Source organism: Hymenobacter sp. BT18 (assembly GCF_012273015.1).
GTDB lineage: Bacteria > Bacteroidota > Bacteroidia > Cytophagales > Hymenobacteraceae > Hymenobacter > Hymenobacter lutimineralis.
The window spans coordinates 3,578,016-3,598,796 of record NZ_CP050954.1; the positions used below are offsets into that span (position 1 = coordinate 3,578,016).

Genomic DNA, 20,781 nt, shown 5'->3' on the forward strand with positions numbered 1-20,781 from the left:
TGTCCTTATTGGTACTGATAGTGGTTACGGTGGGTCGTGACGGTGTCAGGGTGCGGCTGACTCGCGTTGAGCGCCGTCACATAGCCTTTCAGCATCCAGTCCGGAGCTTCTTTCTTCTCTTTTCTGAGGAACAGCCGGGACAGCCAAGCCAGCGTCAGGGTCAGCAGGCCAGCCACATGAAAGCCATTGAGCGCTTGGGGCTGCATCAGTTCCATCGGTGCCATAAACCAGCTGATGAGTTGGACGCTGCCCCCGTATACCAAACCGAACAGGCCGGTACCAACCAGGGTCCCCGGCAACATGCGCAGCGGGTTGGCCTGGAGGATGGGCAGGGCGAATTGGCTGGCGGTGAGAAAAGCCACGACAACCAGCACGAAGGTGGTATCGCCGGCTAACCAGACTTTACCACTGGAAACGGTGAAGCTGAAACTGCCGGCCAGCCCGCACACCAGAGCCGCCATAAAGGCTAGAGGGGTGGGCGGATAGGCCTGGTCGACGCGTTTTTCTTTCGCGGCACTGCCGCTGGAGAGAAACAGATAGGCTTTGAACATGCCATGCCAGACCAGATGCGCCACCGCCGCCGGGAACAGGCCCAGGCCACACTGCACAAACATGAACCCCATCTGGCCCATCGTCGAACAGGCCAGCATGCGCTTCACATCAGGCTGCAGGAGTTTCAATAAGGTCCCCAGCAAAGCAGCACAGAAGCCAATAACGACGATTGCCGTCAGTAAGACGGGGCTTTGCAAATAAAGAGGCGCAAATCGGGCCAGTAAGAAGCCCCCGCCGTTGATGAGCCCCGCGTGCATAATCGCCGAAACCGGCGTCGGCGAATTCAGCGAGCTAAGCAACCACCGGTGGAAGGGCCAAATGGCCGACTGGGTCATGGCCCCGATCAGCAACAAAACCAACGCCAGCAGCAGCGCCGGGGAAAGCGTTGGCTGTCGAATCACCGCCTGGATACTGGTTTGGCCCGTTGTGGCATAAAACAGCCCGAAAGCGGCGGCCACACCTACAGCACCCACGCCGAAGTTTTTGGTTGCCAGCAGCCCGGCAGCTTTGGCGGCTCGCCAACTGGTTTTGTACATCATTAACCGAACCAGCAGTCCGTTGCTCACGCACCAAGCCACCAGCAGGAGCAGCAGATGATCAGCGCTAACCAGCAGCATGACCGAGCTAATGAGCAACCCGAGCCAGATAAAAAACGATTGGTAGTGACTATCTCCTTTCAGGTACCGATACGCAAAGCTGCCCACGCATACCCCGATGAAAGCAACCAACCCCATCATGGTCATGGACAGCCGATCCACATGAAAAAGGCTACTGAGTACAAAAGTTGTCATGCCAAATTCGGTTATAAGTTATCTTTGTTTGAGCAATCAAAAGTATTAGGCATTCTAATATTAGAAAAACTCGAAATTCTAATATTGTGCATTAGAAAATCTTATGAACATCGATACAATAGCCCTGCAGTGCTTTATTGCCGTTGCCGAAACGGGTAGTTTTACCAAGGCGGCTGAGCGGGTAGGGCGCACACAATCAGCTGTTAGTCAGCAGATGAGTAAGCTGGAAAGCTTGCTGGGAAAGTTGTTGCTGGTGCGGGGTAAAGCGTTTACGCTTACGCCCGAAGGAGAAGTTTTTCTGGGGTACGCGCGCCGGATCTTTGCGCTTCACCGGGAAGCACTGGACCGGTTTAAAGAGCCCGAACTCGAAGGAGAAGTGCGCTTTGGTCTGCCGGAGAATTTTGCCAGTGTCTATTTAGCGGAGATACTGGCTGATTTTTCACGTATTCATCCGCGCATACTGCTCAATATCGAATGTGATTTGACGCTCAACCTTTTTGATCGTTTCAAAAAGAATGAGTTTGACCTGGTCTTGGTGAAAATGAATCGACCGGAAGACTTGCCCAACGGGCTGGACGTGTGGTCGGAGCCGCTCAAATGGGTAGGCGACCAGAGCCTGATCGACCCCGCCAAACCGGTTCCCCTTATTTTGGCTCCGCAACCCTGCGTGTACCGGGCGTCGGCCGTTAGGTCACTTGAGCAAGCGAGCCGGTCGTGGCGACTTGTTTTTTCGAGCCCCAGTTATGCGGGAGCGGTTGCGGCTGTGCGGGCGGGAATGGGCATTTCGGTGATGCCCCAAACCATGATCCCAGATGATTTGCAGGCTGTTGATGCGGCTGTGCTGCCGAAACTGGCCGATACGCATACCTCGCTTATCAAGCACGTAGCCAACAATACCGCGGTCAATACGCTGGAAGAGTTTGTCCTTCGCCGCCTTAAGCACTGACGTTCAATCTACTGCCTACGAAGCGGCTGTTTAAAGCGTATGAGCAAGGCCTTGAAACTATCCAGCCAGAAGTTGGTCCGCTCCACGACGAGGCGTTCCCGCTAAAGTTCCGAGTCCAGATACGGGTCTGCTTCGCCTGGGTTTGTGCGCCAATGTGGGGACCATTTTCCTATGCTCCAGGGCACGTCGCCCCGGCTTCCAGCAACTGTTGTATCAGGGCCAACAACTCCTGTAATTCCTGCAGGTGCTGGGCGAGCTGGTCGGTGGTGATGGGTAGCAAATTCAACTAGGAACACAATGCACCTTTCGCCCGCTCCTTCTCAGCCGGACCAATCAGGTAACTGCTCAAATCGGCGTGCTGCTAGGGGGGCACGTACACATCGTCCGGTCGGGCAGGGAAGAAAGCACGCACAGTTCGTAGGTGTGGTGCACGTTCGGTTCCGGGCTGTCTTCTGCGACGACCAATTTGCGACTGGCCGGTTTCAAAATCCGGTGGGCAGAACTGCCGGCATCTCCCGGCGCCGATACGGTAACGTATGAATTCAATGGTCTTGGCGCGCCGGGAAAGAAAGCTTTTTCGCCGCATTTTGCGCGGAAACTAAATCAGGCTCGCGCTATACTGCCGTGGGTCGTCCCATAGGCATACTGCTCCGCCACGTCCCGGAGGCGCGCAAGGCTTGCCGTCGGTACTACGCCTCCATATAGGCTTCCATGGCCGCCAGCGTTTCGCGCGGGGCACTCACGTGCGGGCAGTGCCCGCTGACGGGCAGCGTCACCAGTGTGGAACCGGGCAGGGAGGTATGCAGGTAAGCCCCGACTTCGAGCGGAGCAATCAGATCCTCGGCGCACTGCAGCAGCAGGCAGGGTGTGCGCAGTCGGGCCAGGTCGGAGCGGTTGTCGGAAAGGAACGTGACGCGGGCAAACTGCCGGGCAATGGTCAGGTCGTTCCGGCAGAAGGAAAGAATCAGCTCGTCCGAGAGGGAAGGGCGGTCGGGGTTGCCCATGATAAGCGGGACGAAGGAATCGGCCCACTCCGAGAAGTCGCGCTCCATAAAGCTGAGCATGCTCTCAATATCGACCCGGTCAAAGCCACCGTGGTAGCCGGCTTCGTTGAGGTAGCAGGGCGAGGGGCAGAGCAGCAGCAGGCGCCGGAACCGCGCAGGCGCGCCAATTGCCGCCAGGGCCCCAATCATGGCCCCCACGGAATGGCCCACCAGCGTCACCTCGTGTAAATCGAGTTCCTCGCAGATTTCGAGTAGATCCTGCGCGTAGCCGTGCAGGGACGCGTACTTAGATGGGTTGTAAGTGGTAGCATCGGAGAGGCCAGCGCCTACGTGGTCGAAGAGCACCATGCTGTAATGCTCAGACAAAGCCGGCAGCATGTAGCGCCAGATAGTTTGGTCGCAGCCGAAGCCGTTGACAAATAGCAGCATAGTCTGGCCCCGACCGACTACGTGGACGTTATTACGTTTTAAGGCATTCATGGGTATAATAGGATAAGTTTGCCGGTTTTGTAGAAGAATATTAAGAATTAATCGGCGATAAACAAGTTTTAGCCATTTGACAGGTCCCTAAGCTCAGCAGTAGGGGCTCTGTAGCGGAGGTCGGATCAAAATGAGAAGCTACCGCAGGGGTTATGGCGTACAGGTACCACTGTAAGCGCTGGATTCGTCCATTCTTTGCTGTGCCGGGTGCCCTCATCCTTGCGCCCTGGAGCAGCTTCGGCCGCGGCTGGAACATTGAGAAGGAGTATGGAAGCTATGCCCGTGCTACTACACCTGCTTAGCGCCCGCCTGCGCGTTAGGCACTGCCCGACCTGGCCGAATCAGGCACTGGCGCTTTGGTCTGCCCGCACGCTACTTCTCCTAAGGCAGTGGGCTTCCATAAGTCCGAGCGGAGAGTAGCTATTTGGAAAATCTATGGTTAAAAGCAAAAAAAGCCTCCCTGGATAACCAGGGAGGCTTTTGTAAGCGGCTTGTAAGTTAAAACTAGTAACCGGTGTTCTGCACGATGAGGCCGTTGCTGGTCTGCAGCTCGCGCTGGGGAATGGGCCACAGGTTGCGGAACTCCTGGGTAACCAAGGGCAGCGTCATCTGTACCAGCCCGGTGCGACGCAGGTCAAACCAGCGGAAGCCTTCGTTGGCTAGCTCTACCCGGCGCTCCTTCAGAATGGCATTTACCAGCAAAGTCTGATCGGCCGTGGTTTCGGCGGATAGTGCTGCCAGACCGGCCCGGGCCCGGACGCGGTTCACCAATGTTGCCGCCGACTCCAACTGTCCAGTGCGGGCCAAGGCTTCTGCCCAAGTTAGGACCACTTCACCGCTGCGAACCAGAATCACGTTATCGTCGCTGGAAGCTATGCGGTAATATTTACGAGTAGTACCGCTGGGAAAAACGCCGGGTACAGCAGTAGCAGCCGTTACCACATTCACGTTCCGACGCAGGTCGCCGGCCTCGTGTGCGGGCCCCAGGCCCGTGGCCGGATCTACTTCATTGCGGCCGCCCGAGGCGGCTGGAAACCAGAAGAAAGCAAGGGTGTTACCGTCTACCGGATCAAAACCTAGCTCCCAAATCGACTCTGACGAGAACTTCTGCGAAAATATGGCGTCGTAGCTAGCGCCTGTAATGTTGGTTGCTAGCGACTTGGCGGGGGTCAAGCCCTGCAGTGTTGCATCTACCTGCGAGGCATAGTCAGCCGCTGCTTCATAGTTGCGCAGACGAAGTTCCAGGCGGGCACGTAAGGCCAGCACAGTTGCCTTACCGATATAAGCCTTGGTGCTACGTTCGCCCGGTAGGGTTTGGGCCGCAAAATCCAGGTCTTCCCGAATAGCGGCTACTACTTCGGCTTCCGTGCTCCGGGCAATGGGCTTGATTTCTTCCCCCGTGATGCTGGTGGTCGGCGTCAGGCGCAGCGGTACGCCTACGCCACCGGCGTAGCCGTAGCCAGCCGGCGTGCCGCCCCAGTAGGCCAGTAGGTTCATATAGTGGAAAGCCCGCAAAGCACGAGCTTCAGCCAGTGCAGTGTTCTTGTCGAAACTGGGGTCGTTCAGGCGCTCCGCCTGCTGGATAACGTAGTTCACGCGGTTGATGCCCGCGTAAATCGTGTTCCACATGTTCGTGAGCTCCACGTTGTCGGGCAGGATGGCTGCGTTGGCAATGTTGGCGAAGCTGGGAAACGTGCCCGTGTGGCGGGCGTTATCGGCCCCCAGATCGGCAAACAGCTGGTAGCGCAGGCCCAGGTAGTTGGCGCTCTGCAGAATGTCGTAGCTGCCCCGGATTGCCGCTTGGATATCGGCCGGCGTTTTCAGGCCCGCCGTGGCATCCAGGCTGTTCTGGGGCTCTACGTCCAGAATTTTCTCGCAGGACGAGCCGCCGAAGCCCAGGGTAAGCATCAGTGCTGCGGGCAGCAGGCGGCGGCTAAAAGAACGAATATGTACCATGAAAATCAGAGAAGTAAAGGGGAGAGATTAGAAACCCAGGCTGATACCGCCGGTGATGGTGCGGGCCTGCGGGAAAACCAGGAAGTCGGTACCCAACGCTGTGTTGGACCCGCTGAAGGTGTTTACTTCCGGGTCGAGGCCGGAGTAGTCGGTGAGCGTCACCAGGTTCTGGGCCTGAGCATACACGCGCAGGGAGCTTAGCTTAAAGCGCTGGGTAACTGCCTGAGGCACGGTGTAGCCGATGGTCAGGTTTTTGAGGCGGGCATAGGAACCATCTTCGATGAAGCGGTCCGAGACCCGACGGTTGTTGTTCGGGTCGCCGTACACGGCCCGGGGCACGTTGGTGTTGGTATTGCTCGGCGTCCAGCGGTTCAGCACGGAAGCATCCTGGCCAAATACGCCGTTCATACCCTGGGCAAAAGCAATGTTGTTGTTGTAAATCTTGTTGCCGTAGCTGTACTGAATAAAGGCACTCAGGTCGAAGCCTTTCCAGCGGATGGTGTTCGTCAGGCCCCCAAAGAACTTGGGCTGGGCATTGCCCAGAATTTCCTGGTCGTCGCCGGTGATGCGGCCATCGGGGCGGCCCGTAAGGTTGCCATTCGCGTCGCGGCCGTTGATGTCGCGGAACTTAATGTCGCCGGGGCGGGTGAGAGCCGCCTGGTAGCGGGCCGTAGCCGAGCCGGTAGCCGCCCGAGCGGCGGCATCCAGCGCATCAATTTCCTCCTGGGTCTGGAAGATGCCTTCTACGCGGTAACCCCGGAAGGCCCCCAGCGGCTGACCTACAGCAAGCCAGCTGGCAAAGCCCCGGGCCGAGCCCTGGTCGCCTTCCGTCAGCTTGGTCACTTCGTTGCGGTTGAAGGCAATGTTGAAGTTCGTTTCCCAGCTGAAATTACCAGGCTCTTCGGCGCGCACGTTCACAGTGTTTAGCGACACTTCCAGCCCGCGGTTACGCATGTTGCCGATATTCTCGCTGTAGGAGAGGTAACCCGTATTGCCGGGTACCAGACGGTCGAGGAGCAGGTCGCGCGTGTCGCGGTTGTAGGCATCTACGGCCAGGTACACGCGGTTGTCAATCAGGCCCACGTCGAGGCCTACGTTGGCAGTAGCCGTCCGCTCCCACTGCAGGTTGCGGTTCTCAAGCTGCCCAATGGCCAGACCACCCACTTGCTGGAAGTTGGCCCCGGTGTTGATCAGGCCGCGGGAGGCGAAGTTGCCCACCTCCTGGTTACCCGTTTCGCCGTAGCTGGCGCGCAACTTCACATCCGAAACGATGCTATTGTCTTTCAGGAAAGCTTCTTCCGAGATGCGCCAGCCCACCGAGGCAGCCGGGAAAATACCGTAGCGGTTGTTTACCCCGAAGCGGGAAGAACCGTCGCGGCGCACACTGGCACCCAGCAGGTACTTGTCCCGGAAGTTGTAGTTGACCCGCACCAGCGTGCCAAACAGGCGGTACTGGGTTTCGCTGGAAGAGGCGTTGGTTTTCACGGCGGCGGCGGCCAGCTGCCGTACCGTGTTGCCGGGGAAGCCGGTGCCCTGGGCAATAACGGAGTTGAACGTGCTCTGCTGGTAGTCAAGCACCACCTGGCCGTTCAGCGTATGGTCGCCGAAAGTCTTGGTGTACAGGAACGAGCTGATGTGGTTGAAGTTGGCGTCGGTGTTGATGGCTGCAATGCCTGAGCCGTTGGTACCCCGGCCCGTGTTCGTGGTGGTCGGGAAGAAGGCTTCGTCCTTGAACTGGAGGTAGTCGAGGCCGAAAGTAGCCCGGTACTTCAGGTCCTTAATAAACTCAAACTCGGTGTAGTGCGTGCCAATCACGCGGGAGCTGATGCCTTTCAGATAAGGCTCCCGGGCGGCGGCCAGGGGGTTTTCGGTGGATGAGGCCGGGTCTTTGGCGTAGGTGCCATCGGGGCGGAACACCGGAATGTCGCTGGCCACCAGCACGGCCGTACTCAGTACCCCGTTGATGTTGTTATCGTTCTGAATCCGGGTGTTCACGCCGCGGTTCAGGCCCAGGTTTAAGCCCATCCGGATGTGGTCCGACAGCTTGTTGTCCAGCACGATGCGGCCGCTGGCGCGGTTGAAGCCCGAGCCGATGATGATACCGTCCTGGCTGAAGTAGCTGCCGCTTACCCGGTAAGAGTTCCGATCCGTGCCGCCGCTGATGTTCAGCTCGTGGTTGGTGATGGGCGCGGTGCGCAGAATTTCATTGGCCCAGTTGGTGTTGGGTGCCGTGCTGGGGTCCTGGAACTGAGCCAGGTCGCGGATGCCGTCCCCGTTGTCGATGATGATGTACTGGCCTTGGTCGTCTACGCCCAGGTTGGCATCACTGAACAGGTAACCCGTCAGGTCGGCGTAGCTGCGCCAGTTTACCCCAAAGGCCGAAATCTGGCCGTTAACAAGCGGGTAGCGGTTGCGTGCCTGATCCAGGAACAGTTCCGTCTGCTGCTGGCCGGTGAGGGCCTCGGGCTTTTTCCAGGCCGTCTGCGCACCCCGGTAGTAGTCGATGCCCACGCGGGTGCGGCCGGCTTTACCCCGTTTGGTGCTGATGAGCACTACGCCGTTGGAACCGCGGGAGCCGTAAATAGCGGCGGCAGCGGCGTCCTTTAGCACTTCAATCGATTCGATGTCGTTCGGGTTCAGGTCGGAGAGGGCGTTAGTGAGCTGGCCCCCGGTGCCCACGTTGGTGTAGCTGCCGGTGTTGATGGGCAGGCCATCAATCACGTAGAGCGGCTCGTTGCCGGCCCCGATGGAAGCACTACCCCGTACGCGCACGGCAATACCGGAGCCCGGTGTGCCGGAGTTTTGCGTAACCTGCACCCCAGCCGCGCGGCCCTGCAAAGCCTGGTCGACGCTGACGATGGGCTGGTTCTCGAAGTCCCGGGCCTTCACGGTGGCAATAGCGCCGGTGAGTTCCTTCCGCTCCTGCGCAATGCCAAAGCCGGTCACTACTACTTCACTTAGCTGGCGGGTGTCGGCGGCCATAATCACATCCAACCGGCTTTCATTGGTTACACTCCGCTCTACTGACGTATAGCCGATGGACGAAAAGGAAAGGGTACCGCCTGCCGCTGGTAACGAAAGAGTGTAGGTGCCGTCGGTGTTGGTGGAAACACCAATGGTCGTGCCCTTCAGCAATACAGTGATGCCCGGCAGACCTTCGTTCGTATCACGGTCCGTGACACGGCCTGTTATGGTGCGGTCCTGCGCTAGTGCAATTTGCCCCAGGCCTACCACCAACAGGAAAGTCAGAAGTAAGAGTTTTCTCATGGGTTAGAGAGTTGTGATTAAAGAGGTTTTAATGTGTTCAGCTGTTTAGGCTGAGTTGGGGGATGGTAAGGCAATTATACATTCGTATTGGCTAAACAACTAGAATTTCTTGTTGTTTTTGACAATAAGCCCTGGATATGCTTGTTTTAGTAACATATAGATAAATGATATGTTTAGACGCTTAATGTAATATTACCTATATGATCAAATTTATTTTAGAGGCGATGCAACCATAGAGGGTGCTGAGTTAAGTCATAAATCGACTTTTTAGCCGAAAATGCTATGTGTTCTTTTATCTCAGATAAATCTTCTCAGGCACCGATTCCCCAACATAGCTATGGTACTGGCTGGCCCTTTAAGGCGGATACCTGACGAGGGTTGTGCAGTCTGACAGGCGCTGACTACTTAGCCGCGCGGGCTCAGGTGGTGGCCGTGTCGTCTAAGGCATTGCCTGGGCGCAACGCCTGCAACGGTCTGCTGATTCGCGGTTCTTTGGCTTCGAATCCTTTATTAGTTGTTCCTGTATGCTTTCATACCAACTCCTCGTATTGGCGGGTGGCCTCACGCTGGCGGCGCCCGTAATGGCCCAGCAAGGCACCAAGGCCGATGCTGCCACTCTGGCCAAAATCAAAGACGAGGGCCTAAACCGCTCCAAGGTGATGGAAACGGCCTTTTACCTGACCGACGTGTGCGGCCCGCGCCTGGCTAACTCTGAAGGCCTGAACCGCGCCAACGAGTGGACCAAAAAGCAGCTTGCCGACTGGGGCCTAGCCAAAGCTGCTATTGAGCCTTGGGGTACCTTCGGGCGGGGCTGGGACATCGAAAAATCGTACGTCGCCATGACGGCGCCGTACTACCATACCCTCATTGGGGCGCCCAAAGCCTGGACGCCGGGCACGAACGGGGCGCTTAAAAAAGCGGTGGTGGTCGTGAAGGCTGCCACTGAAGCCGAGCTTGATAAGTACAAAGGGCAACTGCGCGACAAAATTGTGCTGCTGAACGTGACGAATGTGCCCAAGCCGTCCTTTGAACCCGATGCCTGGCGCTACACCGACGAGGAGTTGAAGAAAATGGCTGACTTCAAGCCCGAAGTGCCCACCGCAGCTCGCCCCGCCGATGCGGAAGCAGAAAAGCGCCTGGCCGAGCGCAAAGCCCTGATGGCCCTGCGCACCAAGCTGGCCGACATGCTGGTGAGCGAAGGTGCCGCCGCCGTGCTAAGTTCCCGCGGCGGTTCCGATGGCACGTTCTTCACCAGCAATGGGGCACCCTATGCCGTCGACGCCAAGCCCGTGCTGCCCGAGCTGGAAATGGCTCCCGAAGACCAGTTGCGCCTGATTCGGCTGGCCGAAGCGGGCATTCCCGTGGAAATTGAACTTGAAACCCGCACCCGCTTTCAAACCCAGGATTTGAAGGGCTACAACGTGGTAGCCGAAATCCTCGGCACCGACAAAAAGCTGAAAAGTGAAGTAGTAATGCTGGGCGGCCACCTCGACTCCTGGCACGCTGCCACCGGTGCCACCGACAATGCTGCCGGCTGCGCCATCATGATGGAAGCTGTCCGTATTTTGAAAGCCACCGGCGTGCAGCCCCGCCGCACCATTCGCATTGCACTCTGGGGCGAGGAGGAGCAGGGCCTGCACGGCTCCCGCGGCTACGTGAAAAACCACTTCGCCGACCCTGCTACCATGCAACTGCTGCCCGAGCACGAGAAGCTGGCTGCCTACTTCAACCTCGACAACGGGGCCGGCAAAATCCGGGGCATTTATGCCCAGGGCAACGAAGCAGTGGCTCCCATTTTCCAGGACTGGCTGAAGCCCTTTGCTGATATGGGTGCTACCACCGTCACGCTACGCAACACCGGCGGCACCGACCACCTCTCGTTTGATGCCGTGGGCCTACCCGGCTTCCAGTTTATCCAAGACCCACTCGATTATGGCACCCGCACCCACCACACCAACATGGACACCTACGAGCGGCTCCCCGCCGACGACCTCAAGCAGGCCTCAGTAGTGGTGGCCTCTTTCGTGTACCAAGCCGCCATGCGCGACGCCAAGCTGCCGCGTAAGCCCCTGTCCGCCGCTAAGCCGGAAGGACGAATGTAGTCTCCAAGGGCCCAAAGGCCTAATGCCCCACTGGTTGCTTTCGCTTACAGCAACCAGTGGGGCATTGTTGTTTTCCTAGAGCCAGATGGTTAGTCGAGTGGATTATGCTCTCAGCTGTTTTTAGCCCGCCACTGCTTTATTAGGTGCGTTCGGGCTTTACACGCGGCGTGTGTAAGCATAGAAGGCTCTAAAACCATTTCTCTTTCAAATGCCCGGATTGTTCGCTGAGCTTGTTCATCTGTTTCCGCAGGAAAAGAACAGGCCTTGGGGTTCCAACCTGCTTGCTGCTGCCACCAAGTCATATCTACCGGGCAACTCTCAGGTACGGCAGTGGTTGCCGCAGTAGGGAAGCTAGCCTGACCAAGCACATACTGAACAAAAGATTCTGGTAAACGAACCAGGTGACGATGTACATAATGCGCGAGTCCCTCCGGCCAGCAATAAGTGCCATCTGTAAGGTCCGCAGCGCCCATGCTCGCCGCTGCAGTGCCGCAGCGAAAACGGCACCAGCTGTACCCCATCCAGTAGCACAAGGGCTTGCCTTGGAGTAAATAGTCCAGCACCATCTGGCGTTCGTGCTGCGGCCACTGCGCATCAATAAACCAAGCTGGGTCAGGCAGTTCTGGCTCCAGCAGGCTACGCCAGAAACCAATACCGATTAAGGGCTCCATATGTACAGAGTTACCCTAGCTGCTCTTTGAATAGCCGCAGTGTCCGTTCCCAGGCTAGCTTGGCGGCTTCGGCATTGTAGCGGGCGGGGGAGGAGTCGTTGTTGAAGGCGTGATTGACACCCTCATACACGAACTGTTCAAACGGCACACCGGCGGCTTTCAGGGCGGTTTCGTAGGTGTCCTTACCGGCATTGACTCGCTCATCGAGGCCGGCGTAGTGCAGCATGAGGTGAGCTTTGATGCGGGTGAGGTCGGCGGTGGCTTCGGGCTGGGTTCCGTAGTACGCCACGGCGGCGTTTAGCTGCGGGTCGTGCAGGGCCAGCTGGTTGGCCATAGCCCCGCCCCAGCAGAAGCCCACGCAGCCGGTGCGGCCGTTGCTTTCCGGGCGGGCGCGCAGGTAGCGTAAGGCGGCGAGGTAGTTGTTCAGGTTCTGGGGCTTGTCCAGCTTGCCGATGAGCGTGCGTCCTTCGTCTTCGTTGGCGGGCGTACCCCCGAACACCGATAACGCATCCACGCCCAGGGCCAGGTACCCGGCCTGGGCTACGCGTTGGGTTACGTCTTTGATATGCGGCGTGAGGCCCCGGTTTTCGTGAATGACCACCACGGCCCCGCGCTTTTTCTTGTCTTTGGGGTGCACCAGCAAACCCTTCATGGTCACGCCGGCGTCGCCGGGCCAGGTTACTTCTTCCGCTACCAGCTTGCTTTTCTCGTTGTCGCCGGGGGTAGCCGCCTGCGCGTAACCGGGCTCCAGGGCTGCCAGGGCCGCGGCTGCCAGGGCCGTGCCGCCGGTTAACTTCACGAGGCGGTCCAGGAAATCCTTGCGGCTAAGCGGGGCGTGGGTGTATTCGTCGAACAGGTTGATGATGCGCTGATCCATGCGGCGGGGAAGGGGAAGTGGTGGAGAAAGATAGGTAAACCCGCCCGAAGCTGCACCGGCGCTTTAGGCACTCGCGCCTCAGTTTCCGGCACTCGCACGATTTTTCCGGCACTCCCGCGAAAGTGCCTGCATTTGGGGCAGCGCAAGCGCAGTTTTGGGTCATCAATCAACCCTCAACCACTTCTTTTGCTATGGACACGAACAAGCTTACCCGCGACGTGAAATTTCTAAAAGCCTACGCACTAAGCACGCTGCTAGTCCCGGCGGTAGCCCTGCTCTGCGCCTTCGGCAAGCCCGATAAGCCAGTGCGTTTCGGCGAAATATCGGTAGAGCGCCTGAACCTGGTGGAGCGCGACGGCACCGTGAAGATGATGATGAGCAACAAGGAGCGGTTTCCGCAGGGCGTCACCATCGACGGCAAGCACATCGACTACAAGCGGCCCCACCCCGGCATATTGTTCTACAATGACAAGGGCGAGGAGTGCGGTGGTCTAATCTTCGGCGGTGAGAAGGGCCCGGATGGCAAGCCTTCGGCCGGGGGCCACCTGTCGTTCGACCGGTTTGGGCAGGACCAGGTTATTGCGCTCAACTACCAGGAACAGGGCGGGGGCTACAAGGCCGGCCTCACCTTCAACGATGCTCCTGAGGAATCGGTGGCCGTGCTGAACGAGAAGTACAAGAACGCCACGCCCGAGGAAAAGCAGCAAGCCCAGAAGGAAGGCAAGCTGGGGCTGATGACGCGCATGTACGTGGGAACTACTGCCGGCCGCTCCTCGGCCGTAATTATGGCCGATCAGCGCGGGGCCACCCGCATGATGATGGTGGCCAACACCGACCAGTCCACCCTCGACTTTAAGGACAGCCAGGGCCGCACTCGCCTGACCATCGGGGTCGATAAAAACAACCAGCCTGTGCTGCGCTTCCTCGACGAAACCGGCAAGGAGATGAAGCCGGCCGGCCAATTCTAAATCTGTGACAGCAGAAAACGAGTCTGTCATCCTGCGCTTGCGAAGGTTCTTACCACGTTGTAACAGTCTGTTCATGCGTGACAAGGTCCTTCGCAAGCGCAGGATGACAGGGGAGTTTGGCTAGCTTACCGCTAAAATCCGTTACGCATGCGCAAAAAGCCCTGGTTCTACCTGTTCATGTTCGCGCTGTCGTTACTGCTGGCGCTGTACACGCGCCTGACCATGGCCGTAACGGCGGAGGACTTTTACCTGTTCCCGGATGCGCCGTTCTGGACGTTTCTGCAGGCCCTGCTGATTGTGTGGCTGCTGGACCGGCTGCACGCCCGGGCCTTGCGCCGGGGGCAGGCGTCGGGGCAGGCCCGCTACTTCTTTGGGCTGCTGTGGCGCGGGGCGCTGCTGTTTGTGGGCCTGACGCAGCTGCTCACAGCGGTGCTGGAGTTCACCCACATTGGGCACGACAATTACGCCGGCTGGTACCCGGTGGTGCGTAACCTTTCGTCGGATATATTTCTGTACCTGTTGGTAGGCAGCGTGTACCTGCCGTTTCTGTACCAGCAGCACGCTGCCCAGGTGCGAGTGGAGGTGGAGCGCCTGGAAAAAGAAGCCACCCAGGCCCGCCTGCAGGCCCTGCAGCAGCACGTCGATCCGCATTTTCTGTTCAACAACCTCAACATCCTGGCCGCTCTAATCGAGCCTGCCAATACCGCCGCCCACGACTACGTCACCCATCTGGCCAGCCTATACCGCTACCTGGTGCGCACTCGCCAGCACGATGCCGTGCCGGTGGCCGAAGAAATGGCCTTCCTGCGCGACTACCAGTTTCTGCTGCAGCGGCGCTTTGGGGCGGCGTACGTGTTTGAGGAAGATGTACAGATCTCCGCCGATGAGTTGCAGCAGCTGCTGATTCCGCCCGGGGTAGGGCAGGAGTTGCTTACCAATGCCCTCAAGCACAACCTGGGCAGCCGTGCCCGGCCGTTGCGCGTGCGCCTCACCCTCACGGCCACCAGCCTGCAGATAAGCCACGCCCGCCAACCCCGCCCGGTGCCGGCAACCGGCGAAGGCAGTGGCCTGGCCGGGCTGCGTGCCCGCCTGGCCCTGCTCCATGATACGCCCGTGCGTATCGACGACACGCCCGAGCATTTCAGCGTTACGCTGCCCCTGGTGCGCCGGGCCTTGGTGCCAGCGTAAACTGAATTCTGCCGCGTTTTCTGCGCTTTTTACCCAGTTTTGACACCCTCTCCGCGTAGCCACTCACTACTCACTACTCACTACTCACTACTCACTACTCACTTCCTATGCTGCGTCTGCTGTTGATTGAAGACGAGGAACCCGCTCTCGACCAACTCCGCCGCTTTGCCTTGCAGTACGCGCCGGCCGCCACCATTGTGGGCGAGTGCCAGCAGGTGAGCGAAGCCGTGGAGTTCCTGCGCCAGCACCCGGCCCCCGATTTGATTTTGTCGGATATCGAACTGCTGGACGGCAACGTGTTTCAGCTGTTCGGGCAGGTGGCCGTTAGCAGCCCCGTCATCTTCGTCACGGCCTACGACTCGTTTCTGGTGCAAGCCTTCGAGCAGAATGGCATTGCCTACGTGCTTAAGCCAGTCCAGTACGCGCAGTTTGCCGCCGCCATGCAGAAGTTTGAGCGGCTGCGGCAGTCGTTTCAGGGAGCGGCGCTGCAGCAACTGGCCGCCACGCTGGGCCAGGCCACGCCGGCTCCGACCCATAAGCAGCGGCTTGTCAGTAAAACCCGCCAGGGCCTGTACCTGCTCGAGGTGGCCAATCTGCTGTATTTTCAGCTGCGCAACGGCGTTACCCACGCCTACGACGCTCAGGGGCGGGACTATGTACTCAACGAAACCCTCAGCCAGCTGGAAGCCCAGCTCGATCCGACCCGCTTTTTCCGCCTAAATCGCACCGAAATCGTGCAGCTAAGCGCCATTGAGCGGCTGGAGCCTTACTTCAACGATACGCTGGTGGTACACTTGCGTGGGCAGCCCGTGAGCCTTACCGCCAGCACCCACCGCACCCCAGAGCTGCGGCGCTGGCTGGGCCTGAAATAACAACTGCTTGGCAGCAGCAAGGCCCGGCAGTTCCCTGAGTGAGGAAAGACCGGGCCTTGCTGTTGCCGCCAATTAGCCCGGTTATTCCTCCCGGTTTACGGTAGCAGGGTTGAAGGCCGGTACGCACACCGACCAATACTCGCACTCGGCGTCGAAGGGGTTGGAGTAGCGCACCCGAGCGCCTCCTTTGATCAGCAGGGCTTGCCCGGCCTGCAACTCCACGGTTTCGCCATCAATTTCAAACCGCTTGCGGCCGCGCACCACAATGGTGATTTCGTCGAATTCGGGAGTTTGGTGGGGCTCACTCCAATGCGGCGGGGCCACCATGTGCGCCAGGCTGTACTGGCCGGTGCCGGTGCTGGCGTGGCCTACGTGCTCCTCAATGAGCTTGCCATCGGTGGTGGGTACCACAAAGGGCGCAGGGTTCAGAATATAACGTTTGTCGGACATAGGGCAGCAAAACTAGTTGGTAGACGCAGGGGGGCATTCCCCTTTAGTAAAGCTCGTTACGCCAGCGTTGCTGGCCTGGCACGCATTGCCATACGTTTTGCCGTCGCAGCCACATACTGGGTCGTACTGCATCGTGCACATGGCATCCTTCCGGATTTTGGAGGCATCGATGCACTCCTTTGCAGTAGTAGCCGGGCTATCCGAGGTTTGACAGCCACCCGCGAGGGCCGCAAGCAGGAAGGGCGCCGCAAACAGAATTTTCATAGCAAAGTAAGTAGGTGAAGATTGCGCCAAAGTACGCAAGCCTAAACAAAACGGACCGCAGATGTGGGAGTATTAGCCAAAAGCTATTTTTTTGTGGCTCCCGTATAACCCCCGGCAAAAGCCTGCGTATAGGCAGGGCATCAGGTTTGGCTGCTCCTGCTTATGTTTGGGCCGCAGCCGGCCAGCCGGAGGCATCAGCTTCCAGTATACCTCAATCATTCACTTCCATTCTCTCCCTACTCATGTCGTATCACGAAGAAGACAACTCTGGTAAAATTCTCCTCGCTGCCCTAGCTGGCGCCGGTGCTGGTATCATTGCCGGCCTGCTGATGGCCCCCGACAAAGGCAAGGCTACCCGCGAAAAGCTGGGCACCGTAGCTACTAAATACAGCGGCCAGTTTGGTGAGCAGCTGTCGAAGTACGGCGAAGAGCTGGATGCCAAATTCAAAGGCTACGTAGAGAAGCTCGAAGACCTCGGCGTAACGCTGCCCGGCAGCAGCCTCAAGCTGAAAGGCGACTGGAACGAAGCCAAAGGCAAACTGCGTCAGCAGTACGCGCAGCTCACGGACGAAGATCTGGAGTATGCCGAAGGTCAGGAAGAAGACCTCGTAGGCCGTTTGCAGCAGAAGCTGGGCAAAGGCAAGCGCGAAATCCACAAGCTGCTGAACGATCTGTAAGTCGACGGCAACGTGCATAACGAATCAAAAGCCCTTCCCCCTTTCCGGGGAAGGGCTTTTTTTATCAACCCTTTTTCCGCTTCTCCGTTATCTTGCCACACACGCGAGTTGTTCACCTTTTACTTCCTTTTGCTTTATGAAAGACGACAAGGGTAAAATCATTTTGTCGCTGCTGGCCGGGGCTTCCGCTGGCGTTATTGCCGGTTTGCTGTTGGCGCCCGAAACCGGGGACGAAACCCGGGCTGGCCTGCGGCAATCAGCCAGCCGCTTTTCCGACGACCTCTCCAAGCTGCTCAAGGAAGGCCTGAGCCGGCTGAATGACCTGAAAACGGGCGGTGTATCCGCAGAGCATTCCTCGGACCGCTCCGCCGCCGACTCCCTGCTGAATGACCTGGACAGCACCGCTCTCGGTGGCAGCAGCCTGAGTGAAGCGCCGGCCGCTACCACCGAGAGCGGTACCGCCCCAACGCCCGAAAAGCAGGGTGAAGTGTAAGATTCGGGCTTTCAGTAACCTCCGGGTATTGCTTCCGTTAAAGACTGTAACAAGAGCTTGAAAGAAAATTGCTTAAGGCTAAAGCAAAATTGCCGACAGTAGGAGCTTCTACCAGGATTGGTTTAACAGCCCGGTAGTAAAATCAGACTTGTCCATCGCACATTTCTTTAGGTACCCAGGCAATTGGAAGGGTAAGTTTCTTGTAAAGAAAAGCCTCCTGCAATTTTTACTGCAGGAGGCTTTTTGATTTTAGGGCTGCTCGCTTATTCCTGGGTTTCAGGTTTCGGCGCATTTTCCGATTTCGTGTATTCCGGCTTCATCTGCGGGAAGAACAGCACGTCTTGGATGGAGTTGGAGTTGGTCATAATCATGCTCAGCCGGTCAATGCCGATGCCCAGGCCAGCCGTGGGCGGCATGCCGTACTCCAGGGCCCGCAGGAAGTCCTCGTCAAGCACCATAGCCTCAGTATCGCCGCGCTTGCCCAGCTCCAATTGGTCTTCGAAACGCTGGCGCTGGTCAATAGGGTCGTTCAGCTCGGAGAAAGCATTGCAGATTTCCTTGCCGTTGCAGATAGCCTCAAAGCGCTCCACCAGGCCCGGCTTGTCGCGGTGCTTCTTGGCCAGCGGCGACATTTCCACCGGGTAGTCGGTTATGAACGTGGGCTGAATGAGCTTGGGCTCCACGTGCTCCCCAAATATCTCGTCGATGATTTTGGCTTTGCCCATGCTGGGGTCCAGTGGCACGTGCAGCTGCTGGGCCGCGGCACGCAGGCCGGCCTCATCCAACTCCGAAATATCCACCCCCGTGAAGTGCTGGATAGACTCGGCCATGGTGAAGCGCTTCCAGGGACGCTGGAAGTTGATCAGGTTCTGGCCTACCTGCACTTCGGTCTTGCCGTGCAGGGCCAGGGCTACGCGCTCTACCATTTCCTCCACCAGGTCCATCATCCAGTAGTAGTCCTTGTAGGCTACGTACAGCTCCATCTGAGTGAACTCCGGGTTGTGAAAGCGGCTCATGCCCTCATTGCGGAAGTCCTTCGAGAATTCGTACACCCCGTCGAAGCCGCCCACAATAAGGCGCTTGAGGTACAGCTCGTTGGCAATGCGCAGGTAAAGCGTCATGTCCAGCGTGTTGTGATGCGTTTTGAAGGGCCGAGCTGCCGCACCACCATACAAAGGCTGCAAAATGGGCGTTTCCACCTCCAAGTAGCCTTTGTCGTTGAGGTAGTTGCGCATGGCCTGCACCAACTGGGTGCGCTTCACGAAAGCGTCGCGCACGTGCGGGTTCACTACCAAGTCCACGTAGCGCTGGCGGTAGCGTTGCTCGGGGTCCGTGAAGGCATCATAGGTCGTTTTGTTGCCCTGCTCATCCACCGATTCCTTGACGACTGGCAAGGGGCGCAGCGCTTTGCTGAGCACCTTCAGCTCCTTCACGTGAATGGAGGTTTCGCCTACCTGCGTCTTGAACACGTAGCCTTTCACGCCCACGAAGTCGCCCAGGTCGAGCAGCTTCTTGAAGACAGTGTTATACAGCTCCTTGTCGTCGCCGGGGCAGATTTCGTCGCGGTTTACGTAAAGCTGGATGCGGCCCGTCGTATCCATGAGTTCGGCAAACGAGGCTTTACCCATCACCCGCACCGACATCAGCCGGCCTGCCAGGCTCACTTCCTGGAAGTTGTTGAGCTCGGGGTGGTAGTTGTCATGAATTTCCTGCGCGTAGAAATTCACGTCGTACAGCTCGGAGGGGTAGGGCTCGATGCCGAGCTTTTGAAGTTCCGCCAGCTTGTGGCGGCGAAGCTGCTCCTGTTCGCTGAGGTGCTGCATGAAAGTAGGTCGTTGAATAAGCCTGCAAAGGTACACACTGAGCGTTACGCTTTATGCGGGTTTTGATAATTGGGCCTGGCTCAGCTAAAAACAAAAAACGCTGCCCCAAAGGAGCAGCGTTTACGTGTATATGCAGTAAGGCTTTGAGTAGCGTTAGGCAGCAATGCCCATCTGGACCTCGGGCTGAGAGTCGCTCAGCAGCGGCTGCACTTGTTTGCGCAAGCGTTCCACTACAAAGGACCCTTGCAGGTGCTTGGGTAATTCGGCAATCAACTGCTCATACTGCGACAGCCCCATGGCTTTGGCCACGTAGCTTTCGTGCAGCCCGTTGAGGTAGCTCACGATGTTGAGCAGGGACTGGTGGAAAAGCTTAAAGTCGATTTCCGCTTCCACGTAGCGCTCAATCTCACGGCTGGTCTGGGAGATGCGCAGGCGGCCCAGCAAATCGAAGATGGTGGTATAGCCGAGGCGCCAGGTAATCTGCTGCCAATGCGTGGCCGTCCACTTATCCAGCGGCTTGCCGGTTTTTTGGCTGCGAATGGCCGTGTTGGCGTTAGCCTGAACCTGCTGGCGAGTCCACTGCGCTTTTAGCTTGCGGGTGGTGCGCAGGAACTGGCCAATCTGGGCCTGAGCTTCGATTTCCTTACCGGCAATGTGCAGCCCAGGCTTGTAGCCCGCCAGCGGCAGCCGGTGGATGCTAAAGTCGCCGTAGGAGCCAGCAGCGTAAAAGGAAATCGGGCGGGGATAGGCATTGCGCACGACTAGGCGGCCAACCTCGCGCCGAATCAGCGAAGGGTTGTTGCTGCGGACGCCCGCCGTGTACAGGAAAGCCTGCAAGCCCGCCATAATGGCGTGGTAAGCCTGCGGAAATGTCCAGTGCAGGGCATTGCGCAAATAATCCTCGTCACCCAGCTCAGCCGTGGCCCGCAAGGCATACTCCGTGCTCCAGCAAGCGTGTAGCAAACGGGTAACTGCCTGCACGTCCTGCGTCGTTAGCTCGGCCTGATGCGCCCGAAAGAAAGGCAAATGCTGCAACCCACCCAAGGCATCATCAGCCTCCTGAATGTGGTAGTTGATAGCGAAGAAGTAGTTAAGGAAAACCTGGGCCGGAATGGATTTGCGCCACGTTTCCTCGGCTTGTTTCTGCTCGTCCGTCAGTACAAGCGGAATGATGTTGTTTTCCATGTTGTCTGTCATGCATTGTTAACATGACAAGATAAAAAACAGTTGCTTGTTTGCTAAAAATATTCGCAATTATTTTACCGGATTAAGTGCCTGAAATTTATAGAGTTAAAGATAATTATCATAGTTGTAAATAGCTGCTTTATATAGATCTATTTGCTAAGTGTGATAGGTAAAGGGCTATTGACAAAAAAAGCCCTCCACAACAGCTTGCGGAG

17 protein-coding genes are annotated in these 20,781 nt (G+C 57.9%); 7 read left to right on the plus strand and 10 right to left on the minus strand.

Features of this window, described 5'->3' with window-relative positions:
- Positions 1-5: 5 nt before the first annotated feature.
- Positions 6-1,343, minus strand: coding sequence for a proton-conducting transporter membrane subunit (locus tag HER32_RS15390; protein ID WP_168682501.1), 1,338 nt, complete (start codon positions 1,341-1,343; stop codon positions 6-8).
- A gap of 103 nt (positions 1,344-1,446) precedes the next feature.
- Here HER32_RS15390 and HER32_RS15395 point away from each other — a divergent pair, with 103 nt between their 5' ends.
- On the plus strand, positions 1,447-2,289 hold the full coding sequence (locus HER32_RS15395; protein WP_168682502.1) for a LysR substrate-binding domain-containing protein: 843 nt from the start codon (positions 1,447-1,449) through the stop codon (positions 2,287-2,289).
- Between the two features lie 689 nt (positions 2,290-2,978).
- On the opposite strand, the gene HER32_RS15400 is transcribed toward HER32_RS15395, so the two are convergent.
- The 3 genes from HER32_RS15400 to HER32_RS15410 form a co-directional block, all read right to left on the minus strand.
- Positions 2,979-3,773 (minus strand): alpha/beta fold hydrolase, encoded by a 795-nt coding sequence (locus HER32_RS15400; RefSeq protein WP_168682503.1) that lies wholly within the window; start codon positions 3,771-3,773, stop codon positions 2,979-2,981.
- 504 nt (positions 3,774-4,277) lie between these two features.
- The gene (locus HER32_RS15405) at positions 4,278-5,729 is read right to left on the minus strand and encodes a RagB/SusD family nutrient uptake outer membrane protein (protein ID WP_168682504.1); all 1,452 of its coding nucleotides are present in this window, start codon (positions 5,727-5,729) and stop codon (positions 4,278-4,280) included.
- A 27-nt stretch (positions 5,730-5,756) separates the two neighbouring features.
- Positions 5,757-8,996 (minus strand): SusC/RagA family TonB-linked outer membrane protein, encoded by a 3,240-nt coding sequence (locus tag HER32_RS15410; RefSeq protein ID WP_168682505.1) that lies wholly within the window; start codon positions 8,994-8,996, stop codon positions 5,757-5,759.
- 524 nt (positions 8,997-9,520) lie between these two features.
- Here HER32_RS15410 and HER32_RS15415 point away from each other — a divergent pair.
- Positions 9,521-11,098, plus strand: a complete 1,578-nt coding sequence (locus HER32_RS15415; protein ID WP_168682506.1) for a M28 family metallopeptidase — start codon at positions 9,521-9,523, stop codon at positions 11,096-11,098.
- A 110-nt stretch (positions 11,099-11,208) separates the two neighbouring features.
- Here the strand turns inward: HER32_RS15415 and HER32_RS15420 are convergent, their stop codons facing one another.
- On the minus strand, positions 11,209-11,769 hold the full coding sequence (locus HER32_RS15420) for a hypothetical protein (protein ID WP_168682507.1): 561 nt from the start codon (positions 11,767-11,769) through the stop codon (positions 11,209-11,211).
- 10 nt (positions 11,770-11,779) lie between these two features.
- Positions 11,780-12,646 carry a dienelactone hydrolase family protein gene (locus HER32_RS15425; RefSeq protein ID WP_149070124.1) on the minus strand — a complete coding sequence of 289 codons (867 nt, stop codon included), beginning with the start codon at positions 12,644-12,646 and terminating at the stop codon, positions 11,780-11,782.
- A 191-nt stretch (positions 12,647-12,837) separates the two neighbouring features.
- Here HER32_RS15425 and HER32_RS15430 point away from each other — a divergent pair, with 191 nt between their 5' ends.
- The 3 genes from HER32_RS15430 to HER32_RS15440 all read left to right on the plus strand — a co-directional run bounded on the left by HER32_RS15430 (position 12,838) and on the right by HER32_RS15440 (position 15,674).
- A complete protein-coding gene (locus HER32_RS15430) occupies positions 12,838-13,614 on the plus strand; it encodes a hypothetical protein (protein WP_168682508.1) in 777 nt (258 codons plus the stop codon).
- Positions 13,615-13,761: 147 nt separating this feature from the next.
- Entirely contained in the window at positions 13,762-14,802 is a 1,041-nt protein-coding gene (locus HER32_RS15435) for a sensor histidine kinase (protein ID WP_168682509.1), read from the plus strand.
- 107 nt (positions 14,803-14,909) lie between these two features.
- Positions 14,910-15,674: a LytR/AlgR family response regulator transcription factor gene (locus HER32_RS15440; RefSeq protein WP_149070121.1), complete on the plus strand. Its 765-nt coding sequence runs from the start codon at positions 14,910-14,912 to the stop codon at positions 15,672-15,674.
- A gap of 81 nt (positions 15,675-15,755) precedes the next feature.
- On the opposite strand, the gene HER32_RS15445 is transcribed toward HER32_RS15440, so the two are convergent.
- Both HER32_RS15445 and HER32_RS15450 read right to left on the minus strand, forming a co-directional pair.
- Positions 15,756-16,124: a cupin domain-containing protein gene (locus HER32_RS15445; RefSeq protein WP_149070120.1), complete on the minus strand. Its 369-nt coding sequence runs from the start codon at positions 16,122-16,124 to the stop codon at positions 15,756-15,758.
- A gap of 12 nt (positions 16,125-16,136) precedes the next feature.
- Positions 16,137-16,388: a Kazal-type serine protease inhibitor domain-containing protein gene (locus tag HER32_RS15450; RefSeq protein WP_168682510.1), complete on the minus strand. Its 252-nt coding sequence runs from the start codon at positions 16,386-16,388 to the stop codon at positions 16,137-16,139.
- A gap of 242 nt (positions 16,389-16,630) precedes the next feature.
- Here HER32_RS15450 and HER32_RS20365 point away from each other — a divergent pair, with 242 nt between their 5' ends.
- The gene (locus HER32_RS20365; RefSeq protein WP_149070118.1) at positions 16,631-17,065 is read left to right on the plus strand and encodes a YtxH domain-containing protein; all 435 of its coding nucleotides are present in this window, start codon (positions 16,631-16,633) and stop codon (positions 17,063-17,065) included.
- Between the two features lie 136 nt (positions 17,066-17,201).
- The gene (locus HER32_RS15460) at positions 17,202-17,558 is read left to right on the plus strand and encodes a YtxH domain-containing protein (RefSeq protein ID WP_168682511.1); all 357 of its coding nucleotides are present in this window, start codon (positions 17,202-17,204) and stop codon (positions 17,556-17,558) included.
- A 263-nt stretch (positions 17,559-17,821) separates the two neighbouring features.
- Here HER32_RS15460 and lysS read toward each other — a convergent pair whose 3' ends face one another.
- Complete coding sequence (gene lysS, locus HER32_RS15465) at positions 17,822-19,381, minus strand: lysine--tRNA ligase (RefSeq protein WP_149070116.1); 1,560 nt, start codon at positions 19,379-19,381, stop codon at positions 17,822-17,824.
- 153 nt (positions 19,382-19,534) lie between these two features.
- The gene (locus tag HER32_RS15470; RefSeq protein ID WP_232066274.1) at positions 19,535-20,578 is read right to left on the minus strand and encodes a hypothetical protein; all 1,044 of its coding nucleotides are present in this window, start codon (positions 20,576-20,578) and stop codon (positions 19,535-19,537) included.
- Positions 20,579-20,781 lie beyond the last annotated feature (203 nt).